Raw genomic sequence first — 14,314 nt, 5'->3', positions numbered from 1 at the left:
GGCGACGATGGGATTGTTCAAGCGTAATGGTGCCGGAAACGACGCGCAGGGCGAGCGGAAGATCGCCGAGACCGAACTCGAGGCCAACGACGCTTCCCGCGGAGGGGTGTACCTGTTCTTCCTCGCCGTGTTCGCGGTGGGGTTCCTCGTTCCGTTCCTGTTGACGATTGGGCTCGCGTCGCCGTTGACCGTCGCCGCTTCCATCGTGGTAGGCTTCGTGGCCGCCACGTCGGTGCGCATCGCGCCGCATTGGGAGCGCGTGGCCATCCTACGCCTCGGCAAGTTCAACCGCATCGCCGGGCCGGGGCTGTACTGCTGCATTCCGTTCGTCGAGTACGCAGCTATCCACGTTGACCAGCGCATCACCACCGCCTCGTTTTCCGCCGAGGCCGCGCTCACGGCCGACCTCGTGCCGGTGGATGTGGACGCCATCCTGTTCTGGATGGTGTGGGACGCCGAGAAGGCATGCCTGGAGGTGGAGAACTACCCCAAGGCCGTGCTCCGTTCGGCGCAGACGGCCATGCGCGACGTGATAGGCCAGCTGAACCTGGCCGACATCTCCACGCGTCGCAAGCAGATCGACCGCGATTTGGAGGAGATGCTGGGCAAGAAGTGCGAGCAGTGGGGCGTGACGGTTATCTCGGTGGAGATCCGCGACATCATGATCCCGCGCGAGCTGCAGGACGCGCTGTCGAAGGAAGCCCAGGCCGAGCGCGAGCGCAACGCCCGCATCATCCTGGCCGAGGTGGAGAAGGACATCTCCGAGATGTTCGTGGAAGCGGCCGAGGTGTACGACCGCAACCCCCGCGCCATGAAGCTGCGCGCCATGAACCTGGCCTACGAGGGCGCCAAGGACTCGAAGGGCGTGCTGCTGGCCCCGAGCTCTCTAGCCGACGGCTTCAACGTGGGCAAGCTGGATCTGGGCGAGTGAGGGCGAGCGGGGCCGTAGATCCGGGCTTCTAAAGCCGACTGAGCGTTGTTCGGCACAGCTCGGCGATGGGCTCTTCCAAGCGATCCCTCAGCTCGTCTGCTCCTTCCGCCGCTTGTGCGTCGTTGAACGCCTCGGCAAGGTTGTCCAGCACTGCTTGGGCGAGTTCGGACATGAGCTCGACGCACGCGGCTTCTCCCAAATCGAAGCGAGCGAGGTCGTTCGCTTCGGCGTAGCGTTTGATGCTGTTGCGGGTCACGTGTCCGATCCTGTTCTCGCCTCCGATGCTCATGGCCAAACGTGCTTTGCGGCGCAGTTCGTCGTAGGCCAGCCCTGACGCAATATCGTACAGCGGCGCCACAAGCGCATCGCACCCCTCGCCGAGGAGCAGCGAGTAGTTCTTCGCGTGGGCGTCGGGTGCGCCCACCAGGTAGTTGAAGAACAACATGGCGGTGAACAGCTTGGTGTTTCTCGCTGCCTTCGCAGTCGATGCGATGACGCCCAAGATGTCCGCTGCTCCCGGTCCTCCGTACTCCGGATACTTGTTTTCGGGGAGGATGCCGAGGATCTGGCAGAAATCCTCTTGATGCAGTCGCAGGGTTGCGCCGCCGGGCAGCTTTGCCCGGTCGTAGCGCTCGATCACGATGGCCGGCTCTCCGTCAAAGGTTTCGTAGCTCACCCCGGCGGCCGGAAGGCCGCATCGAGCCGCCAGACGCATGCAGACGAATTCGTTCAAGGCTTGCAAGCGGAACCCATGCACGCCGTTTTTGAAGATGTGCGTGGTTGGGGCAAAGCCGTGGCACTCGAACCAGCGATCGCCGTGACGCGCGAGCGCGAATTTTCCTTGGTTGCCGCCGAGGGACCAATGCTCTTGGGATCCGAGCCACGAGTCTTCACGGCGCTCCCTCAGCGCCGCCAGCCGCCGGCCAATGGCCGCCTCGTCGATGGGCTCGAACTCGGCTGTGCGCCCGAGCAGGCCGTCGACCTGTTCGGGAAGGCAGAATTGCACGGCTCCCGGACAGTCGAAGCCTATGTTTTGAAGCAGTAGGAAGGGGTTGTCGCTTCTCACGCCGAACTCGAGGCCGATGCTCCTGCGAACGCTTCGGTCATCTGGCAGAAGACCGAAAAGAAAAGGCTGCACCACCTTGTGGGGGAAGGTGCGGTTCGACACCGGCATAGAGAGGGAAAGCGGGATACCGTTGTAGTCGGGGTCGTAGCGGAAGCTGAGCAAACCGGCGTTGTCCTGTTCGACAGTGCCGGCGCGGCGGCCGCAGACGAACACGATCAGGGTCGATTCGGCCACAGCTACCTGCCTTTTTCTGCAGGGGTTGCTGCGTCGGACCCCGCTTGACGAAGCGCGGCGACGACAATGCCGTCGAGGGCTTCTTGATACGACGGTTCGCCCTGCTTGGTCGAGGGAAGAGGCTTGCCGGTTTGGTTTTGAGGTTTCGGCGATCCGGACATTTCTTGCCAACTCACGGACAGATCCATGTTCAAGGTGTCGAGGATGCGAAGAACGTTGCTGAGAGCAATGCCGTCGGCGTCGCCAAGCTCCAGGTTCGTTATGAGCCTGCGGGACACGCGGGAACGCTCGGCCAGCTGGGCTTGCGTTAGGTTGAGGCGCTTGCGTTGGTCGCGCACCGCCACGCCAAGTTGCCGGGGAAGCGCTATGGTTTTGGCGGGCATCGAGCCTCCTTTTGCTGATTACCGTACCTGATGGTGCGCATTATACTGCATATACTAAGATGCGCAATATAATACACATATCTATATGAGAAATATATTGCGCGTATTGGGCGAAGAAACCGATTCCGGGTTAGATGTTTTCCTGCGCTTTCCCCCAATACAAGAAACAGGCGCTCGAGGCGCCTGTTTCTCATGGTCTGGATCCGTTTTGCGTCAACCGGCGGGGCTATCTTTAGCGGCTCTCCACCTCGGCGCTCTCGTTCTTGGCGAAGCGGCTGTAGTCGTAGCCGCCGTTGCCCTTCTTGGAGCGCTGCTTCTTCGCGGGCTTGCCGCCTTCGCGCTGCGGCTTGTCGAAGCCCCTCTCGCCGCGGGCTCCCGCCGGCTTGCCGGAGCGCTTGCCCGCGCCCGTGCGGTCGTAGCCGTTGCCGGGGCGCTTGGCGCCGTCGTGCTCGAAGCGCTTGCCGCCTTTGGCGTTGCTGCGGTTCTCGGCACCTGCGGCCTCGCCCGAGCGCTTGGCGCCGCCCTTGCCCTCGAAGCTCTTACCGTGCGACGGCTTGCCGCCGGAGCGGTCCTCGCTCTTGTGGTAGCCGCCCTTGCCGTAGGACTTGCCGGCGGGACGCTTGCCGTACGGCTTGGAGCCGGCGCCCTTCGCGCCGCCCTGGCGGCCCGCGCCCTTCTTCGGCTTCTGCAGCAGCGACGGATCCAGCTGGTAGGTCTCCAGCTCCATGAACGGGATGTCCTTGCCGATGAGGCGCTCGATGTCCTTGAGCGTGCGGCTGGTCTCGCGGGTGACGAACGAGATGGCGTAGCCCTTCTCGCCCGCGCGGCCCGTGCGGCCGATGCGGTGCACGTAGTCCTCGGGCATGTCGGGCAGATCGAAGTTGATGACATGGTCCACGTCGGGCACGTCGATGCCGCGCGCCAGCACGTCGGTGGCTACGAGGATGGACGTCTTGCCACGGCGGAAGTTCTCCAGCGCGCGACGGCGAGCGCCCTGCGACTTGTCGGAGTGGATGGACTCGGCGCGGAAGCCGGCGTCGCACAGCGCCTCGGCGCAGTCCTCGGTGCGGTTCTTGGTGCGCGCGAACACGATGATGCGCTCGGAACCCTTCTCGCGCAGCACGGCCTGCAACAGCTCGGGCTTGTCGTAGTTCTTGATGGGCATCATGAACTGCTCGACCGTCTTGGCGGTCTCGCCGTTGCGGGCGACCTCCACCACGGCGGGGTCCTTCAAAAGCGAACCCAGGTTCTTCTCGATGGAGCGGTCGATGGTGGCCGAGAACAAAAGCGTTTGGCGGCACTCCGGCGTGGCGTCCACGATGGTGGTGACGTCGGGCAGAAAGCCCATGTCCAGCATGCGGTCGGCCTCGTCCAACACGAGCGCCTGCACGCTGCGCAGGTCGACCACGCCGCGCTTCATGAGGTCCATCAGGCGGCCGGGGGTGGCGATGAGCACGTCGGTGCCGCCGCGCAGCTCTTTGATCTGCGGGCCGTAGGGCGTGCCGCCGAACACCGTGGTGGTGAAATGGCCGGTCTTGCGGGATATCTGCATGCACGTGCGAGCGATCTGCTGGGCGAGCTCGCGGGTGGGGCTCACCACCAGCACGCGCGGCGCGCGGTTGCGGCCCTTCACGCGGGGGAGCGTGCTCAGGATGGGCAGCAGGAACGCGGCCGTCTTGCCGGTGCCGGTGCTGGCGGCGGCGATGAGGTCGCGGCCTTCCAGAACCAGCGGGATGGCCTGCTCTTGGACGGGGGTGGGGTTCTCGTAGCCCAGGCGCTCGACCGCCGCGAGGGCGTCTTTGGACAAGCCGAGGTCGGCGAATTTCGTCATAAGGGTATTCCGTTTCTCTTCGACGGACGGCCGCCCGTGCGGCCCGCTTTCCGCTTTCGCACCCGCTCCAGCGGCGTGCATTGCGCTTGACTCGAGCAGCTTTCTGCAATCCGTTGGCCTAAGCGCGAAAAGAAACGAGAAAGAGTTTCGTGTGAAGCGACTGTCCAGTATGGGGGCTCGAGGGCCGTGCTGCGCCGAGAACCTCGCGAAACGTCCCGCTTGTGCGCGAAACTCCATAAATGGAGGCAGGTTGTCCGTGTGGTGTGCCGCTATCGTTCTTCGCGTGTGCTTTGCGGTGGAGGGTCGTCTTGCCGTCGCGCGGAAACATACGGATGAAAACAGCCGACACGAGCGCGAGCCTCGGATTTCCGAAATTGGATACTCAGATTCAATACCAATCAAAGAATAACTCCCACCAGCAAAAACAAGGTGACTAGTCCCTTTTGAACGCCTGAGAATCACCATGCCGAGCCGCGTGAAACGTCCCTTTAGGGGCATGCGCGCGCCCTCGGCCGCTTCCTATACTCGCAGCGAGGGTTTGAAGGAGGACAAGGCGGGGAGCGGATGGGGCGTCGCTTGCGAACATGCGGCGCGTCGCTGCGCACCAACCCCCGCCCTGCGAGAAAAGAAGGGGACCCATCGTGGCGAGCGAACTGATCGAGCACAACCCGTTGCTCAAGAAACCGTTGCTTACTCTATTGTCTTTGGCCGAACGGCACGAAGGCGAAAGCCGCTCATCTCTGGAGCAAGCCGCGTTCGAAGCGTGGGACGACGCGTACCGGCAAAGCCCGTCCGCCTGCGTGGACATCCTCGTACGCGGCGGCGCGCTGAACGAGCAGGTGCTGCTCGACGGCGAACCCTACGACGGCACCTTCGAGGATCTGCAGTTCGACGCCGCCGCGGCGGAAGACGCCGCCGTCGAAGCGCGCCTCTCCGTAACCGGCGAAGGCCGCGAGCTGCTCCGGGCGTACGCGCCCGACCGGACGCTCCATGCGCTGATCGCCGACAAGCCCCGGCACCGCGACGTGTTCGAGGCCATCCTCGACGCCTGCAACGCCGAGCGGGGCGCGACGCGCGAAGAGCTCGAACGCCTCGTCGGCGACATGCCCCCAACCCAACCCGACCCAGCGACGAAGCAAGCCGCCGTGTATCCCCAGTACTTCATCGACGCGCTCGAGTCGGCGGGCGGCATCGCCTGGCAGGGAACGTGGCGCACGACCGACGCGGGCAAGGCCCACGTCGCCGTCTAACCTATCCGTCTCGGGCCCTTTCCCCTCCCTCCCCGGGCCCGGGAACATCCTCCGACCAGGGGCGCTCCGCCTTTTGCGAGACGGCGCCCCGGGTGCGGACGGAGGGGGCGTGCGCCGAGGGGCCGCAGCGCGCGTTGAATTTCCAAGCCGACCCCGCATCTCTGATCGGATCCAGCCGTAGGGGACGCCCGCAGGCTCCGAATAGCAATCAGCAGCAAGACGAGAAGGGAAGGAACGTTTTGGCTAAAACAGACATCAGCCGACGCAGTTTCGTGAAGCTCGGTGCTTTCACAGCTGCGGCCGCCGCGATGAGCGGCTCGGTCGGGTCGAACCTGATGCAGGTCGAGCCCGCCGTTGCGGCCGAATCAAGCAAGACGGAGAAGGTGCGCACCATCTGCCGTGCCTGCCTCAACAACTGCGGCATGATCGCGCACGTGCGCGACGGCAAGGTGGTCAAGCTCGAAGGCGATCCGGACGACCCCATGAACAAGGGAGCCGCCTGCGCGAAGGGCCTCGCCGGCATCCAGGCGCTGTACAACCCCAACCGCATCAAGTACCCCATGAAGCGCGTGGGCGAGCGCGGCTCCAACCAGTGGGAGCGCATCTCATGGGAGCAGGCCATCAACGAGATCGCCGACGTGATGTGGGAGTACTACCAAAAGGAAGGCCCGAAGAGCCTCGTGTGCTCCACGGGCGGCGGCGGCAACCCGCAGTTCTTCAGCCCGGCGCGCTTCCTGTCCGTGTGGGGCGGCGGCAACTTCTTCGAGCCCGGCTGCGCGCAGTGCTACCTGCCGCGCAACCACATGGAGTTCTGCCTGAACGGCACGGCCGACACGTCGCTGGCCGACGGCCCGGTGACCGAGGTGTATTTGCCCGGCATCCTGCCCGACGACAAATGCACGCCCACGAAGACTTACGTCATGTGGGGCGTGGGGCCCAGCTACCACGGCATCGGCTCCACCGGTCGCGTGGTCACCGACCTGCGCAACGCCGGCATGAAGACGGTGGTCATCGACCCGCGCCTCACGCCCGACGCCGCGCGCGCCGACGTGTGGCTGGCCATCCGCCCCGGCACCGACGTGGCGCTCATGCTGGCCTGGATGAACTACATCATCGAGCACGAGCTGTGGGACCAGGACTTCTGTCGCGAGTGGACGAACCTGCCCTTCCTGGTGAACGAGGCCACCGGCCTCACGTACCGCGCCGACGAGCTGGGGCTGGGCGCGCACGACGAGTACGTTGTGTGGGACAAGGCCACCAACAGCGCGAAGGCCATGCTCTATCCGTTCGACAAAGCCCTCGACCCCCAGATGTTCGGCACCTACGAGCTGCCGGGCGGGCAGAAGGCGCGCACCGCGTTCCAGGTCATGAAGGACCACGTGGCCGAATGGACGCTCGAGAAGGCGGCCGACATCTGCTGGCTCAACGCTGACGACATCGAGCGCGCCATCAACATCTACGTGGAGGGCTGCCCGAACGCCGGCATCTCGCTGGGCGTGGCAACCGACCAGGCGCGCAACTCCGCGCAGGCCGCCCAAGGCGACGCCATTCTCGACATCCTCATGGGCTGCATCCGCCAGCCGGGTTCCATCGTGCAGGACCGCCCCTGCTACGTCGAGCCGTGCAACTACGTCGTGCAGCCCTTCGGCCTGCACCATCCCGACCACCCGCTGCGCATGCCCGAGGAAGAGGCGAACGCGCGCCTCGGCTACACCGAGCACAAGGGACTGGGCCACTGGCTGGCCAGCCACATCCCCACGGTGCTCAAGGCCATCGAGACCGGCGAGCCCTACCGTCCGCGCATCTGGATCGAGCGCAGCGGCAACAAGCTGGCCATGATCGGCAACGCCACGCGCTTCTACGAGGCCATGATGACCACCGACCTGAACGTGCACATGTACATGCACTGGACCACCACCAGCGTGTGCCTGGCCGACTACGTGCTGCCCACCGCCGAGTGGCTTGAAACGGCGTACGCGCAGGACCGCCTGAACACCTACGCCATCCGCCGTCCCTGCACGCAGCTCTACGAAGCCGTGGACGAGTGCATGCACTGGTCGTGGCTGGCCGCGGCGCTGGCCGATCGCGGGCATCAGCGCGCCATCGACTCGTTCAACCCCGACATCGCGGGCAAGTTCTACGGCACGTACTGGCGCACCTACGAGGAGTACAAGGACTACGTAGGCTACTTCGTGGGCAGCTTCTATTACGACCGTGACGACTGGAACTGGGAGAAGTTCGACGCGCAGGCGCCCAGCGAGTACCAGACTATCGAGGAGTACGCCGAGAAGTCGTACAACAGCCACCTGTTCCCCGACGAGGAGAACCCGGAGCTGCCGGCCGGCTTCCATACCACCTCGAAGCGCTGCGAACCGTATTTCGACGGCAACATCCTCTTGGGCAACACGGGCGCCATCGACGGCTCGGGCAGCATGGAGCCGGCCACCGACGTGTACCCCAAATCCGACAACTACAACCCGCTGCCGTACTACCTGGAGCCGTTCGAGTCGCCGCTCACCGACACCGAGTACCCCTACGTGCTCACCCAGGGCCGCATCCCGTTCTTCCACCACGGCACGCTGCGCAACACGCCCTACACGCGCGAGCTGTACCCCTATCCCGAGACGTGGATCAACCCCGTGACGGCCAAGGAGATCGGTATCGAGAACGGCGACTGGCTGTGGCTGGAATCGCGCCGCGGCAAGACCCAGGGCCGTGCTCGCGTCACGAAGAGCGTGGCGCCGAAGGTCATCTACCAGGAGCGTTTCTGGAACCCGGAACTGCTGGACTCGGACGATCCGAACCGCGCGTGGCAGGTGATGAACATCAACCTGCTGACCCAGAACAACGACGAGTGCCCGTTCAACGACGTGTACGGAACCTACACCCTGCGCGGCATCACCATCAAGATAACCAAGGCCGACGGCGCGCCCGAGGGCGTGTGGACCGAGCCCGAGGACTTCACCCCGTGGCTGCCCGAACCGTCTGAGAACACCGGAGGAGGTAATGCCGTCTATGGCGCGTAATTGCTTGGTAGTCAACCTCGACCGCTGCATCGGCTGCTATGCCTGTGAAGTGGCGTGCAAGATGGAGAACGACATCGCTTTGGGCGAGCGTTGGAACAAGGTGGTGCAGGTGGAGCCGTTCGGCGAGTTCCCCGACGTGTCCACTTACTGGCTGCCGACGATGTGCCAGCAGTGCGAGGACTCGCCCTGCACCCGCGTGTGCCCCACCGGCGCGTCGTATCGCGACGAGGCCACCGGCATGGTGCTGGTGAACAAGGAGAAGTGCATCGGCTGCAAGTACTGCATGATGGCCTGCCCCTACGGCGTGCGCAGCTGGAACAAAGAGCAGCGCGTGGTGGAGAAGTGCACGCTGTGCAACCACCTGACGTCGGCGGGCGAGAAACCGGCGTGCGTGAAGAACTGCTGCGGCAAGGCGCGCTTCTACGGCGACTTGGACGACCCGAACTCCGATGTGTCGAAGGAGCTGGCGGCGGCGTCGCCCGACGCGATCCACCACCTGCCCGACGCGGGCAACGGGCCGCTTTCCGCCTACATCCTGTCGCCGAAGTTCGGCGAGTGGCGCGCGGAAGACCTGACCCAAACCACCAACTTGTACGTGACGACCGAGGGGAGCGTGGACTAATGGAAATCCAATGGGCATTGGTCCTGTTCACCGTCATCAGCGGGGCCGGCGCGTGGCTGTTCGCCTGCTCGATGCTGGCGAGCCTGTTCAAGAAAGACGAGGCGCCCAACAAAGCCGAGACCGTCGCGTCCTTCGTGCTCGTGGCCGTGGGCGGCTGCATGTCGGTCATGCACTTGAGCCACGTCGACCGCATCTTGGAGGCGTTGAACCATCCCACCTCCGGCATCTTCGTCGAAGCGGCCATGATCGGGGTTTTGTGCGTGATCCTGGCCGTGTACTTCGTGCTGCTCGTGCGCGGTTCGTCCGAGAAGGCGCGCACGGTGGTTGGCGTGCTGGCGCTGTGCGTGGGTGTGGTGTTCACGTACCTGTGCGGCTCGTCCTACCTGATGGAAGCCCGTCCCGCGTGGATGTCGGTGGCGCTTCCGCTGGCGTACTTCGGCACGGCCGCTTCGGCCGGTGCCGGGCTCAACCTGTTCATGAAGGCCGTTCAGAAGCGCGAGGGTACGGCCATGTCCTTCTCGGGACTGCTCGCCGTGATCGGCGGCGCCCTGGGAGCCGTGTTGGCCGCCGCCTTCTGCATCACGGCGGGGTCGTATCTGGCCGAGGCGCAGAACGGCGCCATCGTGTGGGCGGTCGCCCTGTTCGTGGCCGTCGTTGCGGTTATCGCATGCGGCGTGCTGGCCATGAAGCAGCCGAAGAACGCACTTGCCTGGGGCGCCATCGCCTTGGTTGCGGGCGTGGTGGCCGCGATAGCGCTGCGCGCGGCCATGTGGTTGGTAGGCTCGCCGTTCATGAACTTCTTCCTGGTGGCGCTGGACTAGGAAAGGGGTGCGGGCCCGCGTTCTTGCCCGGCAAGCGCGGGCCCCGCCGCACGGGATCCTTCGACTCCCTTCGGTCGCTCAGGATGACAACAAGGACCTTGCCTGCGCTCAGGATGACAAGCGAAAACCTCCGTTCGCTCATAACGACAAGCAAACAGTCACAACAAAAGGAGACCTCACCATGCTCACCCATACCGAACTGCTCGACTTCTTCAGCGAGAGCGCCGGTACGTACCGGTTCCTTTCCCAGGTGTTCTTCAAAGAGCTGAACGACGAGGCCATCGAAGAGCTGGCGCGCGGCGACTATCCGAGCGACACCGGCAACGCCCGCCTTGACCAGGGCTACCGGCTGGTGCGGCGCTACTTCGCCTTCTCCACGCCCGATCGGCGCACGCAGCTCGCCTGCGAGTACGCTCGCGTTTTCCTGGCGGCCGGCGTGTTCACGAAGGACCGTCAAACGGCGGTTCCCTACGAGTCGGTTTTCACGGGAGAGGAGCGCATCATGATGGGCGACGCGCGCGACGACGTGGTGGCGCGCTTTCTCGAGGACGGCTTCCAGGTGAATCCCGACCTGCACGAACCGGAGGACCACCTGGCCTTCGAGCTGGAGTACCTCGTCGACATGAACGAGCGCGCCGCCGCGTGGGCCCAGGCGAAGGACAAGGCCGAACTGCGTCGCAACGTCGTCCGCCAGCTGGAGTTCATCGAGCGGCACCTGCTGAACTGGATCCCCGAGCTGCGCGAGGTGGCGCAGGAGTACGCGACGCTCGCGTTCTACCCGGGCATGCTGCTGGTGGCGCAGGGCGCCCTCGAGCAGGGAAGCGACCTGCTGCGCAGCATCTTGGCCCAGCTCGACGGCACCAGCGCCGCGGCGTAGGCGGAAAGGGTTTCGGCCATGCCAGTGAACAACCCCACGCGCAGGACATTCGTCATCGGAGGTGCGGCGCTCCTTGCGAGCGTTGTGGCAGGGGCGGGCGTGCGGCCCTTCGTTGCCGAGGCCGACGTGCTGCGCCCGCCCGGTGCGCTTCCCGAAAGCGACTTCATGGCGCGCTGCATCAAGTGCGAGCGGTGCATCAGCGTGTGTCCGACCGACGTCCTGGAACCGCTCGGCGTCGAGGGCGGGCTTCTGCAGGCCCGCACGCCGGTGGTCAGCTTCGCGGGCGACAGCTGCACGTTCTGCGACAAATGCCGCGAGGTTTGCCCGACCGCCGCCATCGGAGCGGTCGACCCGTACGCGCCCGAGCGGGGGCGCATCGGCGCGGCCATCCTGCATGAGGATCGCTGCCTGGCGTTTTTGGAAACGAACAGCTGTGGCATCTGCGTGGACGCGTGCCCCTACGAGGCGCTTTCATTCGACGCGGGCCGGCGTCCCGTAGTGGACGAGGCGAAGTGCAACGGCTGCGGCGAGTGCGTGAAGATCTGTCCCGCCAACGTGTTCACGTCCTTCAGCGGCGGCAAGGCGCGCGGCATCGAAGTGGTCACCGAGAAGACGTTCCGAGCGGGGGAGGATGCACGATGAAGCAGGGCGATCGCATAACGAAAGCGCGCGTCGTAACGCTGACCTTGGTGTTGGTGGCGGTCATCGCGTCGCTCGCCTTCGATACGGGAATAGGCACCCCCTCCTCGTTCGGCATCGGGCAGTTCTTCCTGCTGTGTCCCCTTGGCGGCATCGAGGTGCTGTTGGCGTCCAAGGCCCTCGTGCCCGTCACGCTGATCTCGCTTGGCGTGGTCGTGGCGTTCGCCCTGCTGTTCGGGCGAGCCTGGTGCGCCTGGGGCTGTCCCGCCCCGGTGATCCGCAGGTTCTTCAAGCGCGACCCGAAGGTCGAAGGCGCGGGGGAGGCGTGCGGCGCGAACGACGGCGGGTCGGGAGCGGGTGGCGGCGTCGAGCCGGGCGCGCTCGCCGAAGAAGCCGCACGGGCGATCGCCGTTCCCGCCGCCCCGCCCCATGCGTGCTCGGCTGTGCGCGAGGCGAAGGGCGCCGCCGCGAGCCTGCGCCGCCTCGTGCGCGACAAGCGCACCTGGGCCCTCGGCGTCGTGCTCGTCGCCACGCTCGTTGCGGGCATCCCGCTGTTCTGCCTCGTGTGCCCTATTGGCTTGACGTTCGGTACGGTAGGATCTCTGTGGCATCTCGTCGTGGACAAGCAGGTGACCATGTCGGTGGTCGTGTTCCCCGCGGCGCTCGCCGTCGAGCTGGTGCTGTACCGCAAGTGGTGCATGAACCTGTGCCCCGTGGCCGGGCTGCTCAACGTGTTCGGCCACTTCGCGCGCTTGTTCCGTCCGCGCATCGATGCTTCGACCTGCCTGCGCGCCTCGCAGGGCAAGCCCTGCACGGTGTGCGCCTCGGCGTGCGCCGAGCGCATCGACCTGCACGCAGAGGACGCCGCCGTGCAGCTGGGCGAGTGCACCCGCTGCGGCGAATGCGTCAAGCAGTGCCCCACCGCGTCCATCCGCATCAAGGCGAAGCCGGCCGGCTCGGCGGCGTATGACGGAAGATCCACCCGATCGGCCGCTTCAAGCGACCGGGGCGACGATCCCGTCAAAGCCGGTTGAGTCGATTGCGCGCAACGTCCGTCCGGAGTTAGAGGGAAGATCCCGCCAGGAAGTCCAACAGCTCTTGGCGCGTGTGCACGTCGAGCTTCGTGTAGATGGCGCGCAGGTGCGAGCGCACGGTGTTCTTGGAGATAACCAAGTGGTCGGCGATCCAGTTCGCGCTGCGTCCTTGGGCGAACAGGTCGAGTATCTCCAGCTCGCGCGCGGACAGGCCGAACCGCGGGTCGGCCGCGCGGGCCGTGCTGGGCTGCCTCGGAGCGTCCGGAGCAACCGGGCTTGCAAGCTCCTGTGGATCGGCGGTCGCCTGCCCTCCGCCGTGCCGCTCGCGTCTCGCGTCGACCGCGTCCCCGTCCACCGACCATGCCATGATGCGTTTGAGATCGTTTTCCGGGAACACGTACACCAGCACGATGATCACCAAGAACGCCAGCGCCACGCCCACGCCCATGCGCACCATGCCCTCGCCGTACGAGGGCGCGATGGCGGCGCCCAGGGCCCAACCGGCCGTCGATGCCAGGAAGTAGGCGCCCTGCCCGATGCCGAACACGCGCACGGGCGATAGGTCGTAGCGAAACGCCAAATAGGCCATGAAGCACGAGAACACGAGCCAAAGCGCCTCCTTGCCCACGCTCAGGTACGCGATATCGAGGCCGAAGCACGTGCCGAGCATCATGGCCATGCCCAGCACCATGAGCGCCGAGTACGCCTGGCGCGCTCCCCGCACGACGTCGCCTCGGTTGACCACGTAGGTTATAAGCACCGCCGCCACGCCGATGCAGAACACGATGACGGTTCCCTCGTGCGCGAACAGCGCGTTGTCCGCGAGCGTGCTGGAGATGCCCTTGCCTATGCCGGCGGTTAACGCCACCAGGGCCGATGCGGCCACAAGCTTGCGGTACAGGCGCTGTACCGGCCCTCTTCCGCGCCCCTCGCCCGTGCCCGACACGGCGGAGGGGAACGGGTCGATAGAGCCTATCGACAAGAGCAGTCCCGACGCCACCGGAAGCGCTGCAAGGTAGAACAGCCGCCACTCGGCGGGGATGCCCACGCCCACGAAGTAGAGCAGCGCCGCCAGCAGAAGCGAGATGCCACCCGCCGTGAGCGAGTCACCCAACGAAACGCTGCCGTACAGTCGCCCCACCTTCAAGCAGAGCATGGACGTGCCGATTCCCGTGAACACGGCGGCCAGCACGAAGAACACCCCGGCGCCCATGATCACCGAGAACCCCAGCAGGATGGTTGAGAGGCCTGCGAACGCGCCGAACCCGATGACGAACGGGCGCTTGTCGATAAGCCTTGTCATGCGCTTCCAGGCGACTGCTGCCGTGAACATGGAACCTGCGATGCCCAGCGTGGAAAACAGGTACATCTGCAGCACGTAGGTTGGCTGCTGATCGGCCGGGAACATGCGCGTGATCTCGATGCTGTTGTAGCACAGCCATATCCACGCCCACCAGGCACCCAGGCCCAGAAACCGCAGGTAGGGCCACTGCTCGGCTAAAGGCGACATCCAATCTTCACGTTCCGCCCTCCGCGCGTCGACCATGCGTATCTCCCTTCAAGTAAGGTGCAATCCATGGTAGCACACCCTTTGAACTGC

Annotated in this window: 12 protein-coding genes; 8 read left to right on the top strand and 4 right to left on the bottom strand. The window is 65.3% G+C overall.

Annotation, left to right across the window (positions count from 1 at the left end; all coding sequences use genetic code 11):
- The first annotated feature begins 7 nt into the window (after positions 1-7).
- Complete coding sequence (locus tag HCH03_RS11670) at positions 8-931, top strand: slipin family protein (protein WP_080143658.1); 924 nt, start codon at positions 8-10, stop codon at positions 929-931.
- A 28-nt stretch (positions 932-959) separates the two neighbouring features.
- Here HCH03_RS11670 and HCH03_RS11665 read toward each other — a convergent pair whose 3' ends face one another.
- From HCH03_RS11665 to HCH03_RS11655, 3 genes are all read right to left on the bottom strand, one after another.
- On the bottom strand, positions 960-2,231 hold the full coding sequence (locus HCH03_RS11665) for a type II toxin-antitoxin system HipA family toxin (RefSeq protein ID WP_221689634.1): 1,272 nt from the start codon (positions 2,229-2,231) through the stop codon (positions 960-962).
- Between the two features lie 2 nt (positions 2,232-2,233).
- A complete protein-coding gene (locus HCH03_RS11660; RefSeq protein ID WP_221689633.1) occupies positions 2,234-2,614 on the bottom strand; it encodes a helix-turn-helix domain-containing protein in 381 nt (126 codons plus the stop codon).
- 232 nt (positions 2,615-2,846) lie between these two features.
- Positions 2,847-4,445, bottom strand: a complete 1,599-nt coding sequence (locus HCH03_RS11655) for a DEAD/DEAH box helicase (protein ID WP_221689632.1) — start codon at positions 4,443-4,445, stop codon at positions 2,847-2,849.
- 641 nt (positions 4,446-5,086) lie between these two features.
- Between HCH03_RS11655 and HCH03_RS11650 the strand changes: the two genes are divergently transcribed.
- The 7 genes from HCH03_RS11650 (at position 5,087) to HCH03_RS11620 (ending at position 12,714) form a co-directional block, all read left to right on the top strand.
- Positions 5,087-5,695 (top strand): hypothetical protein, encoded by a 609-nt coding sequence (locus HCH03_RS11650; RefSeq protein WP_221689631.1) that lies wholly within the window; start codon positions 5,087-5,089, stop codon positions 5,693-5,695.
- A gap of 239 nt (positions 5,696-5,934) precedes the next feature.
- A complete protein-coding gene (locus tag HCH03_RS11645; protein WP_221689630.1) occupies positions 5,935-8,721 on the top strand; it encodes a molybdopterin-containing oxidoreductase family protein in 2,787 nt (928 codons plus the stop codon).
- Entirely contained in the window at positions 8,711-9,343 is a 633-nt protein-coding gene (locus HCH03_RS11640; protein ID WP_221689629.1) for a 4Fe-4S dicluster domain-containing protein, read from the top strand. Before HCH03_RS11645 ends, HCH03_RS11640 begins: the two co-directional genes overlap by 11 nt.
- Positions 9,343-10,164, top strand: a complete 822-nt coding sequence (locus tag HCH03_RS11635) for a DmsC/YnfH family molybdoenzyme membrane anchor subunit (protein WP_221689628.1) — start codon at positions 9,343-9,345, stop codon at positions 10,162-10,164. Before HCH03_RS11640 ends, HCH03_RS11635 begins: the two co-directional genes overlap by 1 nt.
- Positions 10,165-10,345: 181 nt before the next feature.
- The gene (locus tag HCH03_RS11630) at positions 10,346-11,041 is read left to right on the top strand and encodes a TorD/DmsD family molecular chaperone (RefSeq protein ID WP_221689627.1); all 696 of its coding nucleotides are present in this window, start codon (positions 10,346-10,348) and stop codon (positions 11,039-11,041) included.
- An 18-nt stretch (positions 11,042-11,059) separates the two neighbouring features.
- Positions 11,060-11,683: a 4Fe-4S dicluster domain-containing protein gene (locus HCH03_RS11625; RefSeq protein WP_221689626.1), complete on the top strand. Its 624-nt coding sequence runs from the start codon at positions 11,060-11,062 to the stop codon at positions 11,681-11,683.
- Positions 11,680-12,714, top strand: coding sequence for a 4Fe-4S binding protein (locus HCH03_RS11620; protein ID WP_221689625.1), 1,035 nt, complete (start codon positions 11,680-11,682; stop codon positions 12,712-12,714). Before HCH03_RS11625 ends, HCH03_RS11620 begins: the two co-directional genes overlap by 4 nt.
- A 28-nt stretch (positions 12,715-12,742) precedes the next feature.
- Here the strand turns inward: HCH03_RS11620 and HCH03_RS11615 are convergent, their stop codons facing one another.
- Positions 12,743-14,260, bottom strand: a complete 1,518-nt coding sequence (locus HCH03_RS11615) for a response regulator transcription factor (protein WP_221689624.1) — start codon at positions 14,258-14,260, stop codon at positions 12,743-12,745.
- Positions 14,261-14,314 lie beyond the last annotated feature (54 nt).

It is taken from the genome of Gordonibacter massiliensis (ex Traore et al. 2017), from assembly GCF_019731765.1.
GTDB classification, from domain to species: domain Bacteria; phylum Actinomycetota; class Coriobacteriia; order Coriobacteriales; family Eggerthellaceae; genus Gordonibacter; species Gordonibacter massiliensis.
Note: the sequence above shows the minus strand (reverse complement) of the source record. Positions and strands in the feature narration are given on the sequence as shown.

Excerpts from the sequence above, each read along its gene's own strand:
- HCH03_RS11660 (WP_221689633.1), bottom strand. The coding sequence starts at position 2,614 with ATGCCCGCCAAAACCATAGCGCTTCCCCGGCAACTTGGCGTGGCGGTG.
- HCH03_RS11630 (WP_221689627.1), top strand. The coding sequence starts at position 10,346 with ATGCTCACCCATACCGAACTGCTCGACTTCTTCAGCGAGAGCGCCGGT.
- HCH03_RS11625 (WP_221689626.1), top strand. The coding sequence starts at position 11,060 with ATGCCAGTGAACAACCCCACGCGCAGGACATTCGTCATCGGAGGTGCG.
- HCH03_RS11620 (WP_221689625.1), top strand. The coding sequence starts at position 11,680 with ATGAAGCAGGGCGATCGCATAACGAAAGCGCGCGTCGTAACGCTGACC.
- HCH03_RS11635 (WP_221689628.1), top strand. The coding sequence starts at position 9,343 with ATGGAAATCCAATGGGCATTGGTCCTGTTCACCGTCATCAGCGGGGCC.
- HCH03_RS11655 (WP_221689632.1), bottom strand. The coding sequence starts at position 4,445 with ATGACGAAATTCGCCGACCTCGGCTTGTCCAAAGACGCCCTCGCGGCG.
- HCH03_RS11615 (WP_221689624.1), bottom strand. The coding sequence starts at position 14,260 with ATGGTCGACGCGCGGAGGGCGGAACGTGAAGATTGGATGTCGCCTTTA.
- HCH03_RS11640 (WP_221689629.1), top strand. The coding sequence starts at position 8,711 with ATGGCGCGTAATTGCTTGGTAGTCAACCTCGACCGCTGCATCGGCTGC.
- HCH03_RS11670 (WP_080143658.1), top strand. The coding sequence starts at position 8 with ATGGGATTGTTCAAGCGTAATGGTGCCGGAAACGACGCGCAGGGCGAG.